This window comes from Afipia sp. GW821-FHT14H12, from assembly GCF_058803465.1.
Genome location: NZ_JBXAOZ010000003.1, coordinates 177860 through 204059, shown reverse-complemented (window position 1 = coordinate 204059; position 26200 = coordinate 177860). Strand labels below are relative to the sequence as shown.

General features: G+C 56.0%; 20 protein-coding genes and 1 pseudogene. 3 read left to right on the top strand and 18 right to left on the bottom strand.

The window, feature by feature from the left end:
• Window positions 1-11: 11 nt before the first annotated feature.
• Both AC1RNA_RS15455 and AC1RNA_RS15450 read right to left on the bottom strand, forming a co-directional pair.
• Window positions 12-160, bottom strand: a pseudogene (locus AC1RNA_RS15455) (peptidase M14); the annotation flags it as partial.
• Entirely contained in the window at window positions 156-1079 is a 924-nt protein-coding gene (locus AC1RNA_RS15450; protein ID WP_492951664.1) for a GntR family transcriptional regulator, read from the bottom strand. The pseudogene AC1RNA_RS15455 and the gene AC1RNA_RS15450, both read right to left, overlap by 5 nt.
• Here AC1RNA_RS15450 and AC1RNA_RS15445 point away from each other — a divergent pair.
• The gene (locus AC1RNA_RS15445) at window positions 1078-2082 is read left to right on the top strand and encodes an ABC transporter substrate-binding protein (protein WP_492951663.1); all 1005 of its coding nucleotides are present in this window, start codon (window positions 1078-1080) and stop codon (window positions 2080-2082) included. The two genes, AC1RNA_RS15450 and AC1RNA_RS15445, sit on opposite strands and share 2 nt — an antisense overlap.
• 96 nt (window positions 2083-2178) lie before the next feature.
• On the top strand, window positions 2179-3255 hold the full coding sequence (locus AC1RNA_RS15440) for a tartrate dehydrogenase (RefSeq protein ID WP_492951662.1): 1077 nt from the start codon (window positions 2179-2181) through the stop codon (window positions 3253-3255).
• A gap of 63 nt (window positions 3256-3318) precedes the next feature.
• Here the strand turns inward: AC1RNA_RS15440 and AC1RNA_RS15435 are convergent, their stop codons facing one another.
• Genes AC1RNA_RS15435 through AC1RNA_RS15415 form a run of 5 tightly spaced genes read right to left on the bottom strand, consistent with a single transcriptional unit; the run spans window position 3319 to window position 8518 of the window.
• The gene (locus tag AC1RNA_RS15435) at window positions 3319-4257 is read right to left on the bottom strand and encodes a dihydrodipicolinate synthase family protein (protein WP_492951661.1); all 939 of its coding nucleotides are present in this window, start codon (window positions 4255-4257) and stop codon (window positions 3319-3321) included.
• On the bottom strand, window positions 4223-5521 hold the full coding sequence (gene dctA / locus AC1RNA_RS15430; protein WP_492951660.1) for a C4-dicarboxylate transporter DctA: 1299 nt from the start codon (window positions 5519-5521) through the stop codon (window positions 4223-4225). The genes AC1RNA_RS15435 and dctA overlap by 35 nt, the downstream gene beginning before the upstream one ends.
• A gap of 21 nt (window positions 5522-5542) precedes the next feature.
• Window positions 5543-6808, bottom strand: coding sequence for an NAD(P)/FAD-dependent oxidoreductase (locus AC1RNA_RS15425; protein ID WP_492951659.1), 1266 nt, complete (start codon window positions 6806-6808; stop codon window positions 5543-5545).
• 11 nt (window positions 6809-6819) lie between these two features.
• A complete protein-coding gene (locus AC1RNA_RS15420; RefSeq protein WP_009340602.1) occupies window positions 6820-7140 on the bottom strand; it encodes a 2Fe-2S iron-sulfur cluster-binding protein in 321 nt (106 codons plus the stop codon).
• Complete coding sequence (locus AC1RNA_RS15415; protein WP_009340601.1) at window positions 7127-8518, bottom strand: 4Fe-4S dicluster domain-containing protein; 1392 nt, start codon at window positions 8516-8518, stop codon at window positions 7127-7129. Before AC1RNA_RS15415 ends, AC1RNA_RS15420 begins: the two co-directional genes overlap by 14 nt.
• A 76-nt stretch (window positions 8519-8594) precedes the next feature.
• On the opposite strand from AC1RNA_RS15415, the gene AC1RNA_RS15410 reads away from it, so the two are divergent.
• Window positions 8595-9560: a LysR family transcriptional regulator gene (locus AC1RNA_RS15410; protein ID WP_492951658.1), complete on the top strand. Its 966-nt coding sequence runs from the start codon at window positions 8595-8597 to the stop codon at window positions 9558-9560.
• 384 nt (window positions 9561-9944) lie between these two features.
• Here AC1RNA_RS15410 and AC1RNA_RS15405 read toward each other — a convergent pair whose 3' ends face one another.
• The 11 genes from AC1RNA_RS15405 to AC1RNA_RS15355 form a co-directional block, all read right to left on the bottom strand.
• A complete protein-coding gene (locus AC1RNA_RS15405; RefSeq protein ID WP_492951657.1) occupies window positions 9945-12299 on the bottom strand; it encodes a TonB-dependent receptor in 2355 nt (784 codons plus the stop codon).
• A 32-nt stretch (window positions 12300-12331) separates the two neighbouring features.
• A complete protein-coding gene (locus AC1RNA_RS15400; protein WP_492951656.1) occupies window positions 12332-13030 on the bottom strand; it encodes an urease accessory protein UreH domain-containing protein in 699 nt (232 codons plus the stop codon).
• 31 nt (window positions 13031-13061) lie between these two features.
• Window positions 13062-13850, bottom strand: a complete 789-nt coding sequence (gene larE, locus AC1RNA_RS15395; protein ID WP_492951655.1) for an ATP-dependent sacrificial sulfur transferase LarE — start codon at window positions 13848-13850, stop codon at window positions 13062-13064.
• Window positions 13847-15154: a nickel pincer cofactor biosynthesis protein LarC gene (gene larC / locus AC1RNA_RS15390; RefSeq protein ID WP_492951654.1), complete on the bottom strand. Its 1308-nt coding sequence runs from the start codon at window positions 15152-15154 to the stop codon at window positions 13847-13849. The genes larE and larC overlap by 4 nt, the downstream gene beginning before the upstream one ends.
• Window positions 15155-16171, bottom strand: a complete 1017-nt coding sequence (locus AC1RNA_RS15385) for an ABC transporter substrate-binding protein (protein ID WP_492951653.1) — start codon at window positions 16169-16171, stop codon at window positions 15155-15157.
• A 27-nt stretch (window positions 16172-16198) separates the two neighbouring features.
• Window positions 16199-16912, bottom strand: a complete 714-nt coding sequence (gene larB / locus AC1RNA_RS15380; RefSeq protein ID WP_492951652.1) for a nickel pincer cofactor biosynthesis protein LarB — start codon at window positions 16910-16912, stop codon at window positions 16199-16201.
• A gap of 20 nt (window positions 16913-16932) precedes the next feature.
• Window positions 16933-18348: a lactate racemase domain-containing protein gene (locus AC1RNA_RS15375; protein WP_492951651.1), complete on the bottom strand. Its 1416-nt coding sequence runs from the start codon at window positions 18346-18348 to the stop codon at window positions 16933-16935.
• On the bottom strand, window positions 18345-19880 hold the full coding sequence (locus AC1RNA_RS15370; protein ID WP_492951650.1) for a class I adenylate-forming enzyme family protein: 1536 nt from the start codon (window positions 19878-19880) through the stop codon (window positions 18345-18347). The genes AC1RNA_RS15375 and AC1RNA_RS15370 overlap by 4 nt, the downstream gene beginning before the upstream one ends.
• Window positions 19881-20445: 565 nt before the next feature.
• Window positions 20446-23772 (bottom strand): error-prone DNA polymerase, encoded by a 3327-nt coding sequence (locus AC1RNA_RS15365; protein WP_492951649.1) that lies wholly within the window; start codon window positions 23770-23772, stop codon window positions 20446-20448.
• Window positions 23769-25373: a Y-family DNA polymerase gene (locus tag AC1RNA_RS15360; RefSeq protein ID WP_492951687.1), complete on the bottom strand. Its 1605-nt coding sequence runs from the start codon at window positions 25371-25373 to the stop codon at window positions 23769-23771. The genes AC1RNA_RS15365 and AC1RNA_RS15360 overlap by 4 nt, the downstream gene beginning before the upstream one ends.
• Window positions 25264-26070 (bottom strand): ImuA family protein, encoded by an 807-nt coding sequence (locus AC1RNA_RS15355; protein WP_492951648.1) that lies wholly within the window; start codon window positions 26068-26070, stop codon window positions 25264-25266. The genes AC1RNA_RS15360 and AC1RNA_RS15355 overlap by 110 nt, the downstream gene beginning before the upstream one ends.
• Window positions 26071-26200 lie beyond the last annotated feature (130 nt).

Below are 26200 nucleotides of genomic sequence, written 5' to 3'. Positions count from 1 at the left end.
TGCAAGTGGGTTCACTTGCGCAAACAAAAAGGATTGCGTGGCTCGGCCATTGCATCGCCGCGCTGGCCCGCCACTCTCCTGCTACCGCGCTTGTATCCAGCGCAACCGCTTCGCCAAAGCCGTTGCGCTGGATGGCGACTTTCTGTCCTGGCCTATCATTTGCGCGCCGACCTCCGATTCTTATCTGGGCTTAGGCCGACAGATGGCGGCTCAAATGGGTTTAGCTTTTTGAGCAGCGGGATCATGATTTGACTCGCACGGCGTCGATGTTCGGCAGCATTCTCGGACGCGGCACGCGCGTGGCCAGTGCGGATCGCTTCAATGATGGCGCGGTGCTCGGTCGCCGCATTTAATGGCTTCGGCCTGAGGCGCAACGTGAGTAGTCTTGTCCGATGGGTCTGGTCACGAATTGTGCCCGCCATCCGCGCCAGGCGGCTATTGCCGCATTCTCCTGTCAAGATTCTATGGAATTGATCATCGGCGGCAGCCCACCGGTCAAGGTCGTCCGTCTTGAGCGCCGTTTCCATGGAGCTCGTTTCCGCGCTCAGCCGGCCAAGGATTTTGTTCTTGGTTGCAGAAGGGGTTTGCAATGCCAGAACCTCGGCCGCCATCCCCTCCAGCGCGATGGTGAGTTCATAGATTTCTCGAATATCGGAAGCGGAGATTGCGCAAACAAGAATTCCCTTTCGCGGTTGAACCGCCACAAGCCCCTCGGCCTGCAAACGGATTGCGGCTTCGTGCACAGGAGTGCGACTCATCCCGAGTTGAGACGCGACGTCGCTCTCCGCGGCCTGATAGCCCGGCGGGAATGTATTACTCAAGATCGCGGCCTTAAGCGCGACATAGGCGCTTTCCACCAAGGAAGCCTTGGGGGCCGTGCCGGGTGCCGGGTGGCTTTTCAAAATCAAGGCGGTCAACGGCACTACCTTTCCTCTAACTTGGGAGATGTCCCCTGCATTATGCCGCCAGTTGACAATCGAACAACTCGCCGTCAGGCTTGTATGCAAGCTTGCATACAATAAAAGCAAGAGCAAAGAAGACGGGCACTGCTCCACAGGGAACCAGGAGGGAATGATCATGATGAAATTCAAGGTCTTATTGGCAGGCTGCCTTCTCGCACTGTCACTCATGCCTGCCGCGGCTGAAACCAACCAGATCCGCGCCTCTAAGCAATATGGTTTGAGCTACTTGCCGCTGATGATCATGGAAGATCAAAAGCTCGTCGAAAAACACGCAGCCGCTCTCGGTCTTAATGATATCCAGGTCTCATGGGTCACGCTCGGCGGATCGAACGCCATGAATGATGCGCTTTTGTCCGGCGGTTTGGACTTTGGCGCAGGCGGTGTCCCGAACCTCGTAACGCTCTGGGCAAAAACGCGCAACACGCCAACAGCCATTCACGGCGTGGCCGCGCTTAACGACATGCCGGTCGATCTTGTTTCCTCAAATCCGAATGTAAAAAAGCTGTCCGATTTTTCAGAGAAGGACAAGATCGCAGTCACGTCGGTGAAAATATCGACCCAAGCACTGCTGTTGCAGATGGCGTGCGCCAAACAATTCGGTGAAGCTAATTTTGCCAAGTACGACTCGCTGACCGTCTCGATGCCGCATCCCGAGGCGATGACCGCCCTCATGTCTGGCGGCATCGGCATTAACGCCCACTTCTCCTCGCCGCCGTTCCAGTACACAGAACTTGCCGACCCCAAAATTCACAAGGTTCTGAACAATTACGAGATCCTGGGCGGTCCGGCGACATTCAATGTCATATGGGCCACCAGCAAATTCAGGAATGAGAACCCGAAGGCGTATCAGGCCTTCTTTGAAGCATTGAAAGAGTCGATCGACATTATCAACAAAGACAAGAAGAAGGCCGCCGAGACATACAAGCGAATGGCTCATACACAGGAAACGGTCGAGTTTCTTCTGGGCATTTTGAACGACCCGCTGGTGACGAACACGATCGAGCCGCACAAGACTCTGCCGATTGCGCAATTCCTCGCCAAAGTGAAGCGCATTCCAGTTGCGCCGACGAAGTGGCAGGACATCTGGTTTCCCGAAATTCACAGCCTCAAGGGCAGCTGATGTTGCCCTGATCATGATCGCCGGCGCGAAAGCCTCGCGTCAGTTTGGTCAGAGCTAAATGCACGAAAAATACCAATCGAATGAAAGAACAATAATATGAAGACGTACACTATTGCCGCCATCCCCGGTGACGGCATTGGCACCGAAGTCATCTCCGCAGGTGTCGAAGTTCTGAACGCCGTCGCAAAGTGGGATGGTAAGTTCAAGTTCGCGTTCGACCATTTCGATTGGGGTGGAGAATATTACAAGAAGCATGGCCGGATGATGCCGGAGAATGGCCGGGATCTCATTCGAAATCACGATGCCATATTGTTCGGCTCGGCCGGGCATCCGGAAATTCCAGATCACATCACGTTGTGGGGACTTCGCATCGCGATCTGCCAGCCGTTCGATCAGTACGCCAATGTGAGACCGACCCGAATTTTGCCGGGCATTACATCTCCGCTGCGTAAGGTCACCGGAAAAGAACTTAATTGGGTTATCATTCGTGAGAATTCGGAAGGCGAGTATGCCGGCGTCGGCGGGCGTGTCCATCAGGGACTGCCAATCGAAGCCGCCACTGACGTTTCGATGTTCACGCGCATCGGCGTCGAGCGCATCATACGTTTCGCATTTCGTCTCGCGCAATCTCGTCCGCGCAAGCTTCTGACAGTCGTAACCAAGTCGAATGCGCAACGCCATGCCATGGTGATGTGGGATGAAATCGCTCTACAGGTTTCGAAAGAATTTCCTGATGTAACCTGGGATCGCATGCTGGTTGATGCCATGACAGTTCGCATGGTGATGCAACCAGAATCGCTGGACACGATCGTCGCAACAAATCTTCACGCCGATATTCTGTCCGATCTCGCTGCAGCGTTGGCTGGATCACTTGGCATCGCGCCCACAGCAAATCTTAACCCTGAACGCACTTTCCCATCCATGTTCGAACCCATCCACGGCTCCGCGTTCGACATCACCGGCAAAGGCGTTGCCAATCCTCTCGGGACTATATGGTGCTCCGCGATGATGCTTGAACATCTCGGTCAAATACCCGCTGCGGACGCTATCATGAAGGCGATCGAGCGCGTCACAGCCAACCCACATCTGCACACGCCCGACCTGGGCGGCAAAGCGACCACGGCAGATGTTACATCCGGCGTCATAGAGGCTGTCCGTGGCTTGAACGGTTAAGTCATTCACTGCGACATCAAGGCGAAGCAGTAATCAGTTGACGCTGGTTTCAACTAAAGCGCCCTACTCGCAATGCTCCACAACGCTTTTCAAATCTTCAAGTTCGGTCTCATTGAGTTGCTGCTGGGGAGCAATTGCCGTTCCCACCTCATAACCCTTGAATTCCAGCGCAGCCTTCATACACGCGGCAAGATTATATTTTTCAAAAGCCTCATTGAGCGACCACAATCGCCTCTGCAGGGCCACAGCTTCAGACCACCGCCCGGAGATGCACGCGTCGTACAATTCGATCGATTGTTTTGGAGCCACGCAGGCCGGGCCTGCCATCCACCCCTTCCCGCCCATCATCATCACCGCCGCTGGGATGTGAGAAGACGCAGAGAAAATATCGAGCCGCCCTTCGATCCGATTTAGGAGCGACAGCAACCTACCGGTATTGCTTGATGCATCCTTGAGCGCGACGATATTTTCCAAATCCGACAGCTCATTCAGAACCTCTATCGACAAGGTCGCCTTTTGGTAATTCGGATTCGTATAGATAACGATGGGAAGCTCGACGGCTTTGGCGACTGACGTGAAATAGTCGACAACCCCGCGATGATTTATCGGGAAATAGGCGTCGATAGCCACAACCAGCCCATCGACGCCAGCTTTCTCGCAGGCCTTCGCCTGACGGACCGCATCTGCAATGGTCGTGGCGGAGACACCTGCCAGGACAGGGACCCGCCGCTTCGCCGCAGCAACAACGGATTCAACCATCGCAATTTTTTGAGATGCCGTCAGGTAAGCGAATTCTCCCGTCGATCCCAAGGCGGCCAACCCGTGTACGCCAGCGGCAATCAGATCGTCACAGAGCTTAAAAACAATAGCACTGTTGACGTTCTGCTTGTTATCCAATGGCGTCACCAGGTATGGGAACACGCCCCGGAATCTCTCGGTCTTCATGATCGCTCTTTCTTTTTTGACGTTAGAGTTGCCGGTCTTCAGCGAGTGCACGCTCATAGGCTTGCCTGTCGAAACCGCCTTCCCAAACTGAAATCGCGACCGTCGCCAGCGCATTCCCGATCGTATTGGTGACGGCACGCGCCTCATTCATGAACCGGTCAACACCGAGCAACAGGGCCAATCCTGCAACCGGTATCGCATTGGTCGTGGAAAGCGTTGCCGCCAAGGCGATGAAGGCGGCGCCAGCAACGCCAGCGGATCCTTTGCTCGTCAGAAGCAGCACGGCGAGCAAGCCTAACTGCTGGATTAAATCGAGCGGGGTATTCGTCGCTTGAGCGATGAATATCACAGCCAGGCTGAGATAGATCGCACTACCATCAGGATTGAAGGTAATACCGGCCGGCATCACCAGACCGACAATCGGCTTCGGGCATCCACACCGCTCGAGCTTTTCGATCAATTGTGGAAGCACACTCTCTGACGAACAAGTACCCAGTACGACCGCAATCTCGGCACGGATAAATCTCAAGAATGGCAGAATCTGAATCTTGCAAAGCTTCGCAATTCCACCGAGCACAACAAGAACGAACAGGACGGATGTGCCATAGACGCAGGCAACGAGCTTGGCCAACGACAGAAGCGAGCCGAGGCCATACTTTCCAACTGTGAACGCCATCGCGCCAAACGCGCCGATCGGCGCAAGCCACATCACCATGGCCATGACGCCGAACAGTGCGCTCAGAACGCCGTCAAGCGCATCCACGGCGTGCTGTGTTGCCTTTCGGTGAAGCGAAAGGCCAATTCCGAAAAGAACAGCGAAAACAAGAACCGGAAGAATATCGCCATTCGAGAACGCCCTCACGATGTTGTCGGGCACTAGGTGGAAGATGGAATCGAATATCGATGTCGCCGGCTTGCTAAACCCCGCGATTGCTTTCGTGTCGATCGTGGCCGGATCAACATTCAGACCCGCACCGGGCGCAAAAACATTGCCAACGATCATCCCAATGATCAGCGCAGCCGTCGACGCAAGTTCAAAGTAGAGAATCGTCTTAATACCGACTCTTCCCAATTCCTTGATGTCCGTCATACGGGCGATGCCGACAGCGATTGTCGCAAAGACGATCGGCACAAGCAGCATCTTGACGCAGCGAATGAAAAAGTCGCCTAAGCTCTTTAAAGGAACGGCGACCGATGGAAATAGCCATCCGACCAAGATTCCAGCCGTTACGCCGATCAAGACCTGGAAATATAAAGACCCAAACAAACTTCCTTTGCGAGCCTGTTTTATTTCGCCCGCACTCTCAGAAATCACCGTCATTGTTTCCCCCTCCCTGTTTAATTAGGCACTTAGTGGTTGAGCGCCTATCTCCTGCCGTGAAGACACCTTCCCAAACAAAGTTCGCAAATCGAAATCGGCTGATCCGACCATCTCCGGATCGGGGCTGATGCCCTGCTCCAGAATCTTGCGCGCGAGTGCGTGGTCGCCAGGACGATTGATCGACTCGACGCTGACCAGCTGCCCCTCGCGGTACCCGAAGATTGAGAATTTTCCCGCTATGTCGGACCTTCGGGTGACGAACGAATTCGCATCACCTGACAGACCGGCGATCTGCAATTTATTCGGGCCCTGATCGCTCCAGAACCACGGAATTTTCCTGTAAGGATTGCCTTCCCGGCCTAGCAGGCGATGGGCGAGATATCGCCCTTGGTCCGAGGCATTTTGAACCGATGTGATCCGACTGTGCGATTTTCCATCAACGGCCGGAAAGGCTGCGCAATCCCCGATTGCGAAAATGTTCGGATCGCTCGTGGCAAGGAATTCATTCACGACAACCCCATTTGAGCAAAACAGCCCCGCCTGTAGCGCCAACTCAACATTCGGTTTCGTGCCGACGCCCGAAAGAACGAGATCCGCAGGCATCTCGCCCCCGTCCTGCAACCCGACAGATTCGATTTTGCCGTTACGCTTGCAGAGCGAGATCGCAGAATTTCGAAAATGAAATGCCACGCCCGCCTTCGCCAACTCATCCCGAAAGTACATGGACGTACTTTGCGATACACTCCGTTCCATCGGCCTTGACGCGTTGTCGACGACAGAAACGGAAATCGATTTTGAGATCGCGCCTGCCGCGAACTCCATGCCGATAAATCCCGCACCGATAACTGCAACGCGTCGCGCTTCGCTCAAGCGACGCCTCAAACTGATGGCGGCGTCCAGATTATCGAGATACGCAACGTCCCCGTCGTCATCCGGAAGCGAGATGCGGATCGCCGACGTGCCCGTGGCTAGAACGAGCGCGTCATAAGGAATTCGCTCCCCCGATTTTGTAAGGACGACTTGCGAATTCCGGTCGATCGCACCGACCGAATCCGGAACAAGCACAACATTTCCGTTCTCGAAAAATTCTTTTGGTTGGAAAAACAAGTCTTCATGTCTTCCATCACTCATATATTTCTTCGAAAGCGGCGGCCTTTGATAAGGCAGATGATCTTCACGGTTGACCAAGACAATCCGGCCATCGAAGCCGGCATCGGCCAATGCATTCGCCAGACTGAAGCCTGCGTGACCTGCCCCCACAATCACAACATCTCGTATGGCGTTCATGATGACGGCCTCTAGAATTGAGATTCGGGAATACGGACCACAATTCCCTCCAGAGAATCCGTAATTGCGATCTGGCACGCCAGGCGGCTTTCCGGCTTGCGCTCGGCTACCACCGCTTCAAGCATCTCATCTTCGGAGCTGGAGGCAGCCGGAATCATGCCATCGGCATTGTCGACGTAAACGTGACACGTCGCGCAAGACAGCGTACCGCCGCATTCCGCTTCGATACCCTTGATCCCGGCTCGCTTTGCGGCCGTCATCAGGGTCGCGCCGACCTCGCAATCGACCCGCGACTCAACTCCGAACTTATCGATGAAATTAACCGTCGGCATTCACTGCTCCATATCGGCCGGGACTGAACGAAGCATCCTCGAGGATCTTCCCCTGTAGCGGCTTCTTCGCGGCCTGCTCCTTGGTCAGGATCGCGAACGCTTCGGACGCGTCCAATCCATGCTCCGCAATAAGGTCGGAGCAGTATTCGAGGAGTTCATCTGCGCTGTTGTGGACTTTCAGCAGCTTGTAAATGTCATCGGCGTGAAGCCCCATGCTTTCACCGATAATCTCCATGACGTTTATGATCTCGAAGGAATACACACCGTCGAATTCGCAAATCTCCCGATGACAGGCATGGAAGACTGTTGCCAGTGTCGTCACCTTGGCCTCAGCGGCGGCATGAAATTCCGTATCTCGCAGATAAGTCTTGAAATTCGGCGTCACGCTCAGGTAGTTCGACATCAACCCGACCCTGGGAACGTCGAGTTCGACGACCTCTACGCCTGGAATGCTGGAAAGTATTTTCTTCACGGCCGTCATGACCCGCGGATAACCGGGGCGTTCGTTCAAGGCGACGCGTTTTTCCACCCGATACTTGAAGAGCGGGATCAACTGATCCAGCCGCCGCTCCAGCCAAACGAAAAACATCTCAAGCTGAAAATTATTCTCCGGCTCGATCTTATTGAGGTTCGGAATGATCACGTCCTCAAATTGCGACTGGCAACTCGGGCACCACGATATTTTTTCGCGCGAATCCTGTTTTTCGATTTTCTTCAAGGTCGAAAGCCCGGCCCGACCCGAGCTTTCGCCATCGCCGGCACGAAACTGATTTATGCCGCAACAGGCGGAAGGCCCGCCCACCAAACGGCAGGTCACATCCATATGCCGCAAGACTTCCAGCACCAGCACCAGAATGTGCGGTGACTTGTAGAGGTTGCATCCGGTGTAGAGTGTTATATCGGCTGGCTCGTTTGAGGCGAGCGGACCGGGGTCCTCCAATGCCGCAAGTTGCGCCGAGGTCAATTGCAACCGGCTGACCGTTCGAAGCGATTGTGCCATTCCCCGAAACGCGGCAATGGCATTTTTTCGGACCTGATCGCCCCCCTCTCTCACGACCCTGGCGTAGTTCGCCAGTTTTAACATCGAGCGGGGATTTACAGCATAATCGCAGGCGCTGATGCAGTAGCCGCTGCCGGAACAAGCAGCCGCCCATTTTTCGGATGCAGCCGAGCCTTCCCCGCCCCGCAATTGCTCGACAATTCCCGCCAGGACAAGCCTAGGGTCCTCATTGGCGAGTCCGATGGGATCAACCATCGGGCATGCCTCAAAGCATTTGCCGCACTGCGTGCATGCCGCCGCCATTTCGTCCATGCGTAATTGCAGCGCTTCGGTAAAGTCCATCAGATCCAACTTTGTCTTCAAGCGGTTTCCGCTCATGCACCTCCCATCTTCTACTGCTACAATTGATGGGCTTGGAATCTTCGAACTCCTAAGAGGGGCATAAGAAAAGATAATGTCTAAGGACCTCGAGACCATCAGCCGCCGGGCGATAGCCCGGCTTAAATTTCGCGACATGCAAGTGTTCTTATTGGTCGTTCGCTTCGGCAGCATGGCTAAAGCGGCCCAGTTTTTATCTTTGACTCAGTCCGCGATTTCTCAGTCAATTGCAGAAATCGAGCATGTACTCGGCTATCGGCTTCTGGAGCGCGGCCCTAAAGGCGTGACGCCGACAATCTATGGCAGCAAGCTGTTGGAACGAGTGTCCGAAATCTTCGACAGCTTGGATTCCGGCGTCCGCGACTTGGACTTCTTGTCCAAGCCGGGAACGGGACTGGTGCGCATCGGCGCCGATATGTCTTTCATAGCCAGCGGGCTGTTGTCAGAAATCATAAACGACGTGGAAAACAAATTTCCACAAATCAGACTTGATATCATCGAGACGACAACGAAAACGGCCAAGCCTGACTACAAGGAATTGCGGGATCGTTCAGTGGACTTAATTATCGGACGTATCTCAAACGAGACCCCCGACAATGAATTGAATGTCGAAACATTATTCGAAGAAAGTATGTTTGTTATTACGGGAAAAAATAGTTCATGGGCTAAATCCAGGGGGATTACTCTTCACTCACTGAAAGATGCGAAATGGATACTTGCATCGGTCGATAATATGGCCCGCTCGTTAGTTCAGAATGCATTTGAATCCCAAAAGATCCCGTTTCCAGAGCCTCAAATTACAACATATTCCATGCAGCTTCGGATGCAGTTACTCCAAGAGAGAGATTATGTCACCGTCATGAGCGAGACTGGTTTCCAGTACAGCAGAAAAAACTGGGCGCTTCACAAACTACCCGTAGATTTAAAGAAGAAACTGCCAGTTGCCGTCTTAACTTTAAGACAGAGATCGCTACCAATGGCTGCCGAGACCTTCATGAGAAGCGCTCGAGATATCGCAAAACGAAAGCGCTCGCATTCGTAACAGCCTTGTATGCTCCTTCAATCCGACCACGCCATTCTTCATGACATATCATTCCCGGATCGCGTCCATTAGCGACCTTCGGCAAAAGCGCGGGTAGCCTTCCACATCAAATTACCCTTCCCCATAGTCGGGATGCCGGGAAGTTGTGGCAGCTCCTTGCTTGCTGCAACTGCAATTCCCGTGATGCTCTTTCCAGCCCATGTCTTCATAAGCGGCACATGCCCCCTATCGCCAGAAACGGACCAGTGATCCAAAGGAACAGGATCGCATCCTCGGCAGCGACGCAATGTCGTCGATAGACACACCACCACAGTCACTGCGCTGGCGTCGAACCGTTCAAGCGCAATTTGAGATTGATGGCCTCACCGCCGGTATCGCGACTTTTCAGAAACGCCCCGCTAGCGTTAAGCGAACCGCCAGCGGTTCAACGGGATGAAGCACGCGATCCATCACACCGTTACTGCAAACTGCCGCTGGCGGCGCGCCTAACTTGCACATCGCGAACAGGTTGTCAGTCTTCAACATGGAGCCATAAGCATAGGTGATCTGGTCAGCTTTGGTATCAAACAGATTGAGGACATCTAGCTGAATGCGCCAGCCGCTCTCGAAACGATAGCCGATCCGGCCATTGAACAAACTTGTCGCTGGCGAGCGAAACACATTGTCTTCTGTCAGTGGCCGCTCACCCAGATAGCGCCAGCGCAATCCACCAAACCACCCGGTCGCTTCTCCTAATGTGATCCCTGCCGAAGCAATCAATGTCGGAGATCCCGGAACACGATCTCCCGGCATGTTGCCGATTTGCGCTTCGGGATAACCCGCAAGCGAGGCATAGAGATCTGCCTGTTCTTGGTCGAATCCAACAAAGCGGGCGTGCGATAACGCAACATCGCCGTCGAGTGTCAGCCAGTGGACCGGCTTGTACTTATTTGTCCATTCGATACCGTAGCGGCGGCTGGCGCGACTTGCTTCAGTATCGCCCCCATCGCCCACGAACACGATTTCCGATGCCTGATCTAGCATGAACACGCTGAAGGTCGAATCGAGGCCTGGAATAAGGCGCGTTCGGATTCCGACTTCCGCACCCTTGGTCCGCACCAGCAGCGGTGATGCGGAAATCGGCTCCGATGGCGCGTTCGGATCCTGAACGCGGTCAACCGGAACTTCGCGAATGGTGCTGCCACGCGCATCATTGCTGTGCATACCCATGCCTACACCGAAGAAAAACTCTGTCTTGTAGAACGGGCCGACCATCATGCTGAATTTTGGACTGCCCATGGCGGCGTTCGCCTTGCCAGAATTATTGGCGTCGAACAGAGAATTCACAGTTGCATTGTAGTAATCGCCGCGCCAGCCCAGCGTGGTACGGAACCAGTCCGTCCAATGCATCGTGTTCTGGATGTAAGCTGCGGCACTTGCTTCCTTCACCCGGTCGCTACGGATATTATCTAGAAAGCTGCGTTGATAGGTCGTCGTTAGCGCAAGGCTGATGTCGTCATAACGCGTCTGCAGACCGACCCTTGTTTCCGCCGGGATTCCGGCAAAACTTCCGACAATGGTGCGGGATACAGCGCCACCGGCAAGCATGCGATCATCGTGCTGATGGAATTGGTCGCCCAGCACCGGATTGCTGAGGTAATAGGTAAAATTATTGTAGAGATCGAGACCGCTCTTGATCACATAAGCATTGGCTTTCCACGAACCGAGGTCATCGGTCCGGGCTACGCGCGTGGAGAGCGAGAAGCGATTGGCACGACCGCCGTCACTGGGATCTTCGGAATCGAAGCGACCGAGCAAACCGCTTGTGATGGCACGCAACGGAACCTGGTCCGTTGAATTCCAGCGATTGCCGTAAGCCATCGCCGTCGTGGAAAAGCCATCTGTCGCGGTGCCTTGGGTATAGCGGATCATGGCATTGAGCTTTCGCACCTCGTCAGGACTGCTCCATGGTCCGTTGTAGGTGTTGGCCTCTCCGGCAAACAGCAGATCGCCCGCTCCAACCTTTGCCGAATTCATTCCGAACACACGCCGATAGCCGAAACTTCCGAAGGTCGCTTCCGCGAACCCCTTGCTGACCCGATCGATCAGATCCAGATGCAGAGCGCCAGCGGAACTGAAATCGCCCTCCTCCGCATAATAAGGTCCCTTACGAATACGCATGCCATTCACTGTTTCCGGCATCAGGAAGTTCAGGTCAGCGTAACCCTGGCCGTGTGCGTGACTACGCATATTGACCGGCATATCATCGACCGTGATTGCCATATCGGTTCCGTGATCGAGATTATAACCGCGCAGGAAGTACTGGTTGGCCTTGCCCTCGCCGCTGTGCTGGGTGACGATCAATCCCGGTACCACCTCCAGCACTTCACCGGGCCGCGTCACTGGGCGATCATTGATGTCCTTGCCAGAAGCGATCATTTCGCTGGCCATCGCTGGTATCGGCGGCGACCCGCCCGCAACATTCGGTGCTCCGGTCCACGCGGTATTGATCGGCGTCAGCTTTTGATTAGGCTGCACAAGCGCATTGCGCGGCGCGATAGCCTGTTTGGACCGCACATGTCTCTTTCGCTTCTGAGTTACAGAAGCGGGCATAATTTCGATTGGCGGCAAGACGGAGGTTTCTTCCTCAGCGACATCCTGAGCCGATACGGGTGATGCGTGAAAAAGCAGCAACGTGGCAAGTGAAAATTTGGCTATTGGCAGGATGCCAACGACGCAAGCCGATTTACCAGACGTCATCGGCTATACCGATCAGCGCCTTTTTGATCTTGCTACGCATGAGAAAACATCGTCGCATAAATTGTCGAGGCGCCTATACCGACCGTCACCATCCCCACAACTACCTGCAGGGTACGATTTGCCCAAGTCAACGACCGCGCAGAAATCGCCAATGGCACGGCGATAACCGCCGAAAGCACCCCCATGCCGATCATTGATCCGAGACCAAATAAAATCAGATAGAGGAGCCCATAAACCGGATTGCTCACCTGCGACATTGTGATAACGAGCAGCGCCGCTGAGCCGGCCATTCCGTGGATCAAACCAACAAGCAGTGTCCGCCAGCGGAACCCGTGTTCATGCTCATGCGCGCTCTGTTCATGAGGCATGAATTCCCCACGATGACTGTGAGCGTGAAAGTGCATAACTCCGCCATGAACGTGGCCATGGAAATGTATCCGATCACGCCAAAGCTGCCACAACACATACCCACCCATGACAACCAGCATGACGCCGACCGCAAATTCCAGCCGTTCAGCGAGATGATCCGAAATCATCTGCCCAAGCAGTAAAGCTGCCCCAGCGAATAAAGACAGCGTTATGGTATGGCCAATACCCCAGGTCAGACCGTGCTTCACGATGTCGCGGACACTGGAGCGGCGGGCGGCGATGCTCGACACGGCAGCTATATGATCGGCCTCGAGCGCATGATGCATACCAAGCAGAAAACCAAGCGTCAGGATTCCGAACATAAGTCCCCCAAAAGCCAGCGTTTCAATACTGTCAGCGCAGAAACGCGGACCCGCGACGATAGTCTCGCACACCCGCAAAGATACGTCCGTGAGCCGCACATAGCTTTGCGGCATCCTCTGCCAGAAAGTCACGTTGGGATTGTGGGAACGTCGTACCGACTTCGATGACGACGCCCGTGGCCGTGGTACGGCACCGAATATCGGCAGTAACAGGCGCGAACGAAGCAGCCCTGTCCTCCATCATTTCGATGAAAGCGAGATCATCTGGATTGATCGCTATGCCGGTTTCAACACGGCTGGCAAGGCATGGCTGCGCCGGAAGCTCGGCAAGATCGGTCAGCCCATGCCTTTCCGCCAAGCTATAGATGGCTGCTTTACCCAAACCGGCTTCAACATAAGGATGGACCACCGCGCGCTCTGATGCAGCTTTCAGTCCTGGACGAAAATCGCCGAGGTCGTCGGTGTTCGTTCCCGATGCGATTTGGAAGGATGTCGCATCGCGAATACGATCGTACAGATTGGATTTGCAGTAATAGCAACGGTTAATCGGATTAGCGCGATAATTTGGATCGTCGAATTCACCGGCATCGAGCCAGACGACATTCCAGTCCTCGCTGTCCGCGTAACGCCTGACACGAGCGGTTGCAGCCTGCGGCACGGCGGGTGAGATCGCATGCAGCATCACCGCTTTCGTGCACGAGAAGCGATGCGCGACGTAGGCCAGGACCATACTGTCAACGCCGCCGCTCACCGCAATCGCAATCTCGTTATATCTGTTCAGCACCGACACCAAGCCGGCTTCGTTTGCGGATGCCTTCATTCCTGATTTCGCTCCGCTTTGGCCTTGAGCGCCCGGCGCTTTTCAAGCCCAGAATGCAAGGCCACGTCGTCGCTCTCTATTTTTCGGCTCAAGGAGCCGTCAGGACGTTTCACCTCCTTGACACGCAAGATGCCCTCCTCCTGCGGCATAGAGTCGGATTTGCGGAACAGGCAGGCGCGCTGCTCAAGATGCCAACGCAGACCGATCGTCGAGGTTTCCGTGAAAATCTGCCGGTTGATCTCATCAAGCCTGTCAGGTTGCGCCAAAACACGGAACGATGTCGCGACCCGGCCCTTCTTTCCAGTCCGCTGCCCGGTTGTGACGTCGATCACTCCATCCACCTGACGAATCCTGTCGGCCGCGACCTGAATCTCCTCTCCTGTCATGTCGTCAATATCGAAATTGATTGTCGCGACCACCATGCTCTCTGCCTGCGTGCCAGCTTCAAAAACAAGTACGCGCAAGATGTTCGGCAGTTGCTCGAATTCGCGTGTTCCCGCGCCGATGCCGGTCGACATCAATCGCCCTTCCGGCAGCTGGGTCGCAGGCATGCTGATCAGGTGTTTCAGTATGGCCGCACCAGTCGGTGTAATGCGTTCGCCCGAAACGCCATCGTTGCGCCATTGGAAATCCTTGAGCAGCGCCGCAGTTGCAGGCGCGGGCACAGGCAACAGACCATGCTGAGTTTGAATCAGGCCGCCGCCCAAGGGAAGGCTTGAAACCGACCATCGCGCTCCATCGAGGGCCGCAATGATCGTTCCCGCGGCGACCACATCCATGATCGAATCCCAACCCGCGATTTCATGAAAATGCACGTGATCGATTTCGACCTGATGGATATGGGCCTCTGATTCAGCCAGGAGGCGCAAAATTCCCAGAGCTTGCACACGAACATTCGGAGCAAGATCGGCCGCCTCGATCAGGTTGACGATTTCCAGATAGGAGCCTCCACCATGGTGGTGATCGTGATGATCGGCCGTTGCATGATTAGGCTGAAGGGTTTTGACGTCGTGATTGTGGGAGTCCGTCGCGTGATGATGGTGATGCCCGTGATCATGGTGGTGATGAGTGTGAGTGTGAGTGGCCTTCTTATCAGAAGGCGCGAGCGCAAACCGTAGCGCCCGGATCGCGCCGCTCTTGCCCTCAGAAAAGATTGGCGTTCCACAATCCGCTGGGAGTACAGCCGATATGTTCCTGAGAACAGCGTCTCTTAGCTTCGGGAAAGCATCGATCATTCCCGCAGCGAAGATGTCGCCGGCGATACCGCCGACGACATCGAGGTGAATGTGAAGCCGTTCAGACACTCAGTTTGCACCCTTGATGTTATAGGCCGTCGGGAAGTAAAGGTCCTTCCATGATGTCGGCTTTTGCTTGACGATGCCTCGGTCGTACATGAAAGACACAAACTTCATGGTTCCTGACGGGACGTTGGAGAAAATGATCTCCGGATTCTTCAAAAGACCCAGCACCTCGTCGTAAGTCGAGCTCTTGTCGCCACTATTTTCAACATAGAATTTTGCCGCCCCTTCCTTATCATTATTGATAAAAGCAAGCGCATCGTTGAGTGCAGCCAGGACGGCTTTCACCGTTTTCGGATTCTGATCATAGAAATCCTGACGCGTTCCGATAACGACGATGGTCGCCGGGCCGCCCATAATATCGTAGGAACTAAAAACCCGGTGCACGCCCGGATGCTTCAATTCAGCCTCCTGATACGGCGAGAAGCCCAGATGACTGTTGACCGCCCCGGATTTCGACAACAACGCCGCCATCGCGTCGGGATGGTTCATCGTCACGGTCAGGGAATCAAGCTTGCTGGCGTCGCCCAGTTCCTTCTGGGCAGCCATGCCGAGCACGATTGCCTGCGGGGAAACGCGAACGGCCGGCAGGGCAATCTTATCCGCTGGTGTAAAATCCTTCAGCGACTTGATCTTCGGATTGATCGTGTTGAGGTACATCGGGAAAGCATTGACCGCCGAGAGCGCCTTCACACGCCCCTTTGAAGCTCCCCATAACGTGGCAATGCCTGTCAGGCCGCCACTGGTGAAATCGACGCTTCCCGACAACAGCGCGTCATTCATCGCTGCAGACCCAGCAAGCTGAAAATATTTGGTGGTGCTGGTGAGGCCTTCTTCCTTGAGGTGCTTCTCAACCAGCTTCTTGTCGCGCATCACCATGACCGGCAAATGCCCGAGGCCATATTGCATGGCGATCTTGACTTCACTGACCTCCGCTACTGCCGGTCTGATGGCTCCCCCCAGCATGAACGCGCTCGCGAATATCACTCCACTTAGCCCGGCGATAGTTTTCCCTCGAAGCATGTCCTGTCCTCCCTTGGTCGCTTTTGATTATTTCGACAAATTCACTCCCTGAGCTGCTTCAAACAGCATTCGATATTGCGGAGCCTTCGTATCGCGCAGCACGCGCAACGCAACACAGGCCGCTCCGAAGCCATTATCGATATTCACGACTGCTAGGCCTGCGGCGCAGCTCGCCAGGCACGCATTCATTGCCGTGCGCCCGCTGTCAGACGCGCCATAGCCAACCGAAGTCGGCACCGCGATCACGGTGCCCGGCACAAGACCACCGACAACGCTCGGCAATGCCCCGTCCATTCCAGCAGCCACGATGATGACTTTGCTCGCCCGGATGCCCTCGAGCCGCTCCATGAGCCGCCAAAGACCTGCAACACCGACATCTGAAATTTCGGACGCACCAATGCCGAAATACTGCAGCGTGCGGATCGCTTCATGTGCAACGGGAATATCCGAACTTCCCGCACTCACCACACTCACCTCAGCATGAGCGGGAATAAAGAGTTCCGCAGCAAAGAACCCGGTGCGGGAGACCGGATCATAATCGATATTCTTTCGCTGCATTTCTGGTAAGGCTGCAAGCTTGATATCTGTCAGCCGAGTCAGGAGCAGCGGATTTTTCGTCTCACTGGCCGTCTGCAGAATATAGGCGATCTGCTCTACGCTTTTCCATTCGCAAAGCACCGCCTCATCGAAGCCGATCCGCTCGCGCCGCTGAAAATCGAGTTTGACCTGATCTGACAGCATGGGATCTCTCCGTTAACGGATCACCTCGGCACATCAAACTTGATGCGGGGCTTGCTCCAGAAGGTCGGCGCAACCACCGTCCGGGGGTTTGCGCCGACGTATTTCTTCGCGATCTGCCAGGCCTCGTCGAAATTACGCGCGGGGGTGAGACCCAGCGCACGGAATGCACCTGGGTTTGGCGTGCCCGCCATAATGACCGCACCGGCTCGCTTCAGCAGATACTCGTTCTCGTAGAATAGCCAGAATGCGTGCAGCGGCGGATAGCCGTAGCCATGCGTATATTTGTGCCGGAAGTCAGGGCGATGATCGAATTCATCCTCGTGATCAACCATGTCCCGCGAAGAGAAATAGCGCGCGTAGAGATCGATGGCTGGCTGATATGACGGAAAGCGATCGGCATCGATATGGCCGTTGGCCGGCGAGCACGCGATCACGACCCCGCCCTCGCGCAGAACCGGCGCTTCCGGGCAATAGCGCGGAGGTACAGTCGCGCCGACGGTTGCGATCAGAGTATTGTTCGAACTGCCGTAGGAATAGCTCGCAGGCAGACCCACGATTAGAACATCCGCTTCCGGTGTCGGCCGGCGAACGTATTTCTCGGCCAATTCCCATGCCGGCGGCTTCACACCATCCGCATAGCCCGCAAAGACGCCCGCCATGCGCCCACCACTACCGTTGAAGGAATTAATATAGAAAACCTTCCGACCAAGAGCCTGATCGAGGTAATCCGTCATCTCTTCCTTGACGCTCGGAATGCGCTTGCGTGGCGCGGCGGCGGCCTTCTTCTCTGCGTTGACCTTGACGGCAGGCTCGGGAATCCCATGGAAACTATGATGAGACGCGATGCTGCGTGTCGATGCGAGGCCGACGGCAACGCCCGTCCCGGTATAACTGCGCCACGCACCGGCGGCGACGTTCCCCTGATAGATCATCAGATCCGCGTTGACGAAATGCTTGTTCATCTCGACGTAGCGACCGCCATCCGTGACGCCGAAATACTGTAACTGCTCCGGATCGGTACAATCGTGATTGAGAATCTGGCCTGTCCCCCAGAACGTGCCGAAAATCTCCGGGCCGAGATGATTGGCCAACTCTGCACGCGTATTCTTACGATGATTGCTGCAGGCATTAACAAACAGAATGTCGCGCTGTTTCACGCCTTTCGCGAGCAATTCCTCAACGATAATCGGCAAGATCGTTCGCGGGGGCATGTTGGGCCGGGTAATGTCGTCAAATCCGATCGCGACCCGCATGCCAGGTTTGATAAGTTCCGCCAGAGGTGGAGAACTGTATGGCTTCGCCAGCGTCTCGCGTATGGACGCTGCGGGATCCTGCAGGAACGGAGGATCCTCGAACTCGACGACCGACGCGTGATCCGGGACATCAATGTCGATCTTTTTATCACCGAAATCGACGGCTACTCTTTTTGTGTTCATGCGTTCCTCTTGCTGGCAATCGGCGCACTCTCGTCTTTGAAATATGGCAGCAAGGCCCGGCGGATAAACTTTCCGATCGGATTGCGCGGCAATTCGTCAACGAAAGCGATGCGAGCCGGCACTTTGAAAGAGGCAAGATACTCGCTGCAGTGCCGGATCAATTCGCTCTCCGTTACATCGTCGCGCTTGACGACGCAGGCCGCGACAACCTCACCATAAATGCGATCGGGAATTCCGACCGCCGCGGCTTCCCGCACCGCCGGATGTCGTGCGATGATTTGCTCGACTTCAAGCGGCGAAATGTTTTCACCACCGCGAATGATCGTTTCCTTTTTCCGACCGACGATGAAAATGTAGCCATCATCGTCAACCTTCGCCAGATCACCCGATCTCACCCAGCCGCCTCTGATCGTCGCAGCCGTCGCATCGGGGTCTTTGTAATAGCCCTTCATCACAGTCGGGCCGCGGATTTCGATCTCACCTGTTGCGCCTGCTGGCAGTTCCTTGCCCTGATCATCGACGATGCGAATCTCGCTCGGCGGCAACGGCCTTCCGATGGACCCAGGTTTGCGCGGACCGCGAAGCGGATTCATCACATTGATAGATGTGGTTTCCGTCAGACCGTAAGTTTCAATAAGTAAATCTTGTCCGAAACGGGCGTGAAATTGGTTCGCTAGATCAACCGAAGTAGGCGCGGACGCTACCTTCACAAACTCAAGCTTCGGGTAACCGGTCTTTCCGGTCGCGTCTTCCAGCAGAATGCTTAGGATGGTCGGCGAAGCACTGAAGCTGTTAACCTCGTAGTACTCGCAAAGATCCCATAGGTTCGAAGCGCTGAAGCGTTTGCACAGCGCAACCGACGCGCCGGACAACAGATATGGCAGTGTACTGAACATCAGCGCATTAGTATGCGACAGCGACATGATACATAGCGTCCGATCGGATGGCTTGAGATGAAAACCATCAGCTACAGCCGCGATACCGGACGAGACATTACCATGCGTCAGCATTACGCCTTTCGGCCGCCCCGTCGTTCCAGATGTATAGAGAAGCAGCGCGACATCGTTCGGGTTCACACCCGGGCTAATCGTCTCTGATGAAAAAGAATCCAGATCAGGAACGGCCACATTCTGCAAAACGCCCGGATTGCCAAAACAAACCACGCGAACGTTGCTGATGTTCTTCAATGCTTCCGCAAGTGTCGCCGCATAAGGTTCTCCAACCACCACGACCTTACTACCCGCATGGTTGACGATGTAGGCGATCTCATCCGCGGTCAGTCTGTCGTGAAGAGGATTGGTAACGATACCGGTTTTAAAACCGGCAATGTAGGCCGCTACCAGCAGGGGATCATTGCCCAACAAATAGGAAACAGCATCTCCAGCTTTGACGCCGACCGAGAGAAGCATTTGCGCGAAGCGATTTGAGAGAGATTCCAGCTCTCCGTAAGAGTGCGCCCGATCTTCAAACAGCACCGCCGTCGAAGCTGGATCATGTTTGCGAAGAATCTCACCAAGCTGCATCTTCACCATCCAACACACGTTCTCAAAAGCGACGCATTGTCTCCAACAATTTTAGATGAAGGATCACGCGGCAGTCCTTGAAGAGCTTTGGGTTTCAAAAGAACCTCATGCACGTTCTACATATTGAAACGTCGTATTAAATTCTGAGTACAACAAATGGGGAAGTCAATATCCGACGCAAGCTGCATGCCTCAGCGGCTTTTCTGGATGTTGAGACAGAAGATCGCAATTAAATCGGGATGAGGAGCCACGACTGATAATTCGATATTCGAACGGCTATGGGTAAAATTCAGATCAAACCCCGATGGCGCGTCGCTATGATACGAAGACGTGCTGCTCAAAATGCTGATTTGTAGTCGAGCGCATGTCTCAGCCTGGAAACGCGCGGCCCATTCGGGGCCGTGTCTCCTGCGCGATCCAAGCGATGGAAATACAGTGCATTCGCCTTCGTCACGATGCAGCACAAGGTTCAGCTCATGCGGAAGAATCTGAAGCTGCCCGAAGGAAATTTGCAGAGAAAACCCTTCTCCAAATCAGGGGATTTCTGCAACTTTTCGGGGACCATTTTGCGGGTTCAATGGAAGTCCCGGGAAGCAGGAAGAATCCGTACCTGGCGCGGGTGACGGGCTTTGGCTGAAGCCGAAGAAATCAACTTCTGCTCCCCTTCAGCAGAATTCTGCGCTTGCAGATATGGACGTAAAGCGTCGTTGGAGAGTCCGATCAGATCGGACGTACGGTCGAACAAACGATCTGCAATCAGATGAACCACCCGGTCCGGGCTACTCTGGATGAAGCCCTCAACCTCGATCAACCGCGCACCCATCACTTCCTTGCGGAATTTCTCCATCACTTTCGGCCAGACCACAATGTTGGCAATTCCGGTTTCATCCTCCAGCGTCATGAACACAACGCCTTTGGAACTGCCCGGCCGCTGACGCACCAGCACAACGCCCGCACAGCGCACGCGCCGTTTATCATTCTCATGGGCAATGGCCGCACAGGAAACAATCCCCTGCTTCGTGAATGTCGCGCGCAGGAATTCCATCGGATGCCCCTTCAAGGACAACCGTATGGTCTGATAATCGGCTACCACTTCTTCCGGCAGCGGCATCTGCGGCAACGGAGCGCTGTCTTCGTCAGGCTGTTCGCGAGCAGCCGTCGATTGAAAAAGCGGCAGCGACACATTGTCCGGCAGGCGGCGAATGGTCCACAGCGCCCTGCGGCGATCCAGTCCAAGCGAACGGAAGGCATCGGCATCAGCCAAGAGGATCAGCGCACGTTTCGGCAACTTAGTCTCCCGCGCGAAATCCTCCAGTGATGTGAATGACTGCCTCAACCGCGCCGCGACGATCGCCTCGCCCCAGTCCTCCGATTTTGTCTTGCCTTGTATCCGGCGCCACCTCTCCTCATCCGGATCGGCGCATTTGAATCCATCGATCTGCCGGAAGCCGAGGTGCAGCACGTGGTATTTGCCGCTTCGCTCTCCCAGAGTGTTCTGTGAAAAGCTGTGAGACACATCAATCTCACGGACCTCGACGCCGTTCTGGCGCGCATCCCCGACGATCTGTGCCGGCGCATAAAATCCCATCGGCTGCGAGTTCAAAAGACCGCAGGCAAAAGCATCGGGATGGAAACATTTCAGCCAAGCGGACACATAGACGAGCTGGGCGAAAGCCGCGGCGTGACTTTCAGGAAAGCCGTAGCTGCCGAAACCCTTGATCTGATCGAAGCAGCTTTGCGCAAATGCGGGATCGTAGCCGCGCTTAATCATGCGGCCGACCATGCGTTTCTCAAATTTCGGCATGGTGCCGACGTTGCGGAACGTCGCCATCGCACGCCGCAAACCATTGGCTTCCTCGGGCGTGAATTCCGCCGCCGCCATGGCGATGCGCATGGCCTGCTCTTGAAATAGCGGAACGCCGAGCGTCTTGCACAGCACGTCCTTCAGTTCATTCTTGTTGCCGCTCTTCGGATAAGGATATTCGATCTCTTCCGGCTTCATCTGCCGCCGCTTCAGATACGGATGCACCATATTGCCTTGGATCGGGCCGGGCCGGACGATCGCGACCTCGATAACAAGATCGTAGAAGGTTCGCGGCTTCAGGCGCGGCAGCATATTCATCTGCGCGCGGCTCTCGACCTGAAACACGCCGAGTGACTCGCCACGGCACAGCATTTCGAACACCGGGCCGCTATCATCCTTTTCCGCATTGATGTCCGAAAGCTGATAGCGCTTCCCTTTATGATCCGCGACCAGATCGAAGCACTTGCGGATGCAGGTCAACATGCCGAGCGCCAGCACATCGACCTTCATCATCTTCAACGTATCGATGTCGTCCTTATCCCACTCGATGAAGGTGCGGTCTTCCATCGCGGCATTACCGATCGGCACGTAGGTATTGAGACTATCCTGCGTCAGGACATAGCCGCCGACATGCTGGGACAGGTGGCGTGGAAATTCGATCAGCTCGGTGGCAAGCTCGACGGCGCGACGGATCATTCCGTTCTGCGGATCGAAGCCTGCCTGCCTGATCTGCATGTCGCTGACGCCCATGCCCCAGCTTCCCCACACCGTATCGGCCAACGCAGCGGTGACGTCTTCCGTCAGCCCGAGCGCCTTGCCGACATCCCGAATGGCGCTGCGCGGCCGGTAATGAATGACAGTCGCGACAATCGCCGCGCGATGGCGGCCATAACGCCGGTAGACATACTGCATCACCTCTTCGCGGCGGGAATGCTCGAAATCGACATCGATGTCGGGCGGCTCCAACCGCTTCTCGGAGATGAACCGCTCGAACAGCACATCGGTTTCGGCGGGATTCACCGAGGTGATGCCGAGCATGTAGCAGACGGCGGAATTCGCCGCCGACCCGCGCCCCTGGCACAGAATGTTCTGCGAGCGGGCATACTGAACGATGTCATGCACCGTCAGGAAGTAATGCGCATAACCGAGTTTCTCGATCAGGCGCAGTTCCTTCTCAATGGTTGCTTGCAATTTTTCGTCGATGCCGCTGGGAAAATAAGACTGGATTCCTGCGTTAACGAGATCCGTGAGATGTTCTTGTGCCGTCTTGCCAAGCGGCACGGGCTCATCGGGATATTGATATTTCAATTCGTCGAGAGCGAAAGTGATGCGATCCGCGAACCGCATGGTCTCCGCGACCGCCTCCGGCAGATCGCGGAAAAGCCGCACCATCTCGTAGCCGGGCTTCATATGTCGCTCGGCATTAGCCTGCAGCTTTTTGCCGATGGCGTGGATCGTGGTCTTTTCGAGGATGCAGGTCAGCACGTCCTGCAGCGGACGGCGCGCCGGGTGATGATACAGCACATCGTTGGTCGCGAGCAGCGGCACGCGTCCCGTCGCTGCGATCAGGTACAGACGGGAGAGGCGCCGCCTATCGTCGCCACGATACAGCAAGCTTGCAGCCAGCCAGACTCCATCGGCGCGGCTTTGCTTCAGCCGGCCGAGCACCTTCAACGCAACCGCCGTTTCAAACCGATGCGGCAACGTCAGAACCAGCAATTGCCCCTCGGAAAAATCCAGAAGATCATCGAGCGTGAGAAGGCACTCGCCCTTCTCCGCTTGCAGCTTCCCGTGCGACAGCAACTGGCAGAGGCGACCATAGGCGGCGCGGTCGCGCGGATAGACCAGAATGTCCGGCGTTCCGTCGGTGAAGACGAGGCGCGCACCGATCAGGAGTCTGGGCTTGTATTTGACCTCATGGTTTGCAAGCTCGCTATAGGCACGCACAACGCCAGCCAAGGTATTGCGGTCGGCGATGCCGATCACCGGCAGCCGGTGTTCGCTGGCCTGATGCACATATTCCTGTGGCTGAGACCCTCCGCGCAGAAACGAAAAATTGGTGGTGATGCCGATTTCCGCATAATCGGTGACCTTCATGCGAACACCCCATGGACGTACCATTTAGGGTCGATACGCTCGCCTTTGTCATCGACAGACTCGCTTCCGTAGAGACCATCGCGATAGATCCAGAAACGCAGGCCTTCCGTGTCCTCGACACGAAAATAATCGCGTGTGAGGACAGATGTCTCGTTCTTCCACCACTCCATCGCAATGCGTTCTGGCCCTTCCGCCCGCACGACCGCATGGGTCGCACGCCGCCATGTAAAACGAGGTGGCGGACCATCCGGAACGGACGCCGCTGTGACCTTGATTTCCTCGGGCCTTTCGAACATCCGCAATGGCCGCAACGGCGGTTCGCTCTCGCAGCGTCGCGGCCATTGCGCGGATAAGGCCTTCGGCAGATAAACCTGCGCCGGCATAGCCCGGGCAGCGCGTTCGGGAATGTGCGTATCCTGCGGCAGGTAGATCATGATCCGCTGTCCGCCGAGACGGGCCGCAAGGCGATCGATCAATGCCGCCATCTCGTCATTGTCCTGCGTCCGCGCATCGAGATCGCGCTGCTCCTGCACCACAGCCTCGACACGACTTGCGGACAGACGGATGAGATCGAATCCGAAACCTGGATCGAGCGGGTCGGCCAGCACATCAAACCGTTCCCAAAACAGGCGATCGATCAGGCCAGCACGCGTGACCGGCTGCCCTGCATCGACTGCGATGGTCCGCACCACGCCATCGACACGAAAGAAACTGGCCTCCAGCCGTCTGGCGCCCTTGCCTTGTTGCTCCATCGCAACCACGAGTTTTTGCGCCAAGCCCGATACGGTCGCGGAAATCGTATCTTCGGTCGCAACCGGCTCGGCAAAATGCCTCTCCACCATAAAATCAGGCGGAGGCCGGCGCGGACTGATCGGCGCATCGGATTGCCCGAGCACTTCCCGCAACACATCCGTGAACGCCTTGCCGAACCGCGCGGCGATCTCGCGGGGCTCACGAGAGGCAACGTCGCCAATAGTCTTCAGCCCGGCACGGCGCAATCCGCGTGTGATGGCATCCTCCGCGCCGAGCGCGAACACAGGCAAGTTCTCAACAGCTGCAGACTCTTGCCCTTCCGGCACGATCCGGCCGCGCACTGCGCGCGTCAGCGCCCGCGCGCAAGCCGACGTTCCGGCAATCGCCGCATTGACGACGAACCCTTGCCGCGTCAGTGAATCGCACACCAGCGCCAGCATCTTGGCTTCGCCGCCGAACAGATGCGCGCAACCGCTGATGTCGAGAAACAGCCCATAAGGCGGATCGAGCGCGACAAGCGGCGTGAAGCGATCGCACCAGTCCGCGATATGAGCGAGAGCCTGCGCATCCGCTCCTGCATCGGCATCGAACACCTCGATGTCGGGACAGATCGCCCGTGCATTGGCAGCCGGCATGCCGATCTCAAGCCCGATGGCCGCCGCCGCATCATTCATGGCGACGATCTGCAGCGCGTTATGCTGCCTGTCCGCAATGATCCAAGGTCTGCGGAAAAACGCGTCATCCAGTCCGTCGCAAGCGCGCGATCGATCCTCCTGCGCGAGCCGGCGTTTGATGCGGTCGGTCGGCAGGCGCGGCAACCAAAGGCTGAGAATACGTCGCCGGTTCACGGAAGATACGCTCGTCACAATTCCACTCCATGATCCATCGGCCTAGCTGCCCATGACGATTGCGGACAAGTTCTGCATCGAGCATCGGCTCGCCCCAGGCGTTCCATTCCGGTCCAGGAAGCGAGCGCGCGGCCCGCACCACCCATCGCGTCTCAGCCGTGCTGCTAACAGGCTGGCTCGATGTACAAAGCAGCACGCAGGATACGCCGGACGATTGGGCCGCCAGTGTCAGCCGCCGGCTGGCGGTGAGATCGAATGTTTTCGTTTCGCCCCACAGTTCACACACCACCGCACCGAGTGCGTCGCAGGCCAGCGCATCGGCGGTGACCTTCAGCGCGGTTTCCGCATTTAGCACCCGCACCAGCACCAAACGGCACGGATCAAGACCCAGTTCGGCAAACCCGTTCATCGACAAGGCACCGGCTTCGGCTTCCGCGAAATCCTGCTGCACCCAAAAAATCGGCCGATGGCTCGCCAGACACTGAACCAGACCTGCGGCAAAACCGGTCGCAGAAGCCGACTGCCGGGTCTCGGTCGCGAACACCTCATGCAGCGCGCCGCGCAGCAGGCCGCCCTGCAGCGTCGCATCCGCACTGGCATGGCCGAGTGCCACGCGCTCGACCTGCTGCGGCATGGTCTGCGCTTCAAGATGGCGGATCGCGTCCCGCAAGGACGCAAGCGTACGCGCGCCGGTCATGCGCCGCTCCCAGAGATCGAGGCAGCCCTTCGTTTTCCTCTAACGACGGACCAGCCGTTATGTTCACGTTATGTTCTAATATAATCCTGCCTAGCCCCAGCGAGTCAACCAGAGTCTCGGAGCCATATTT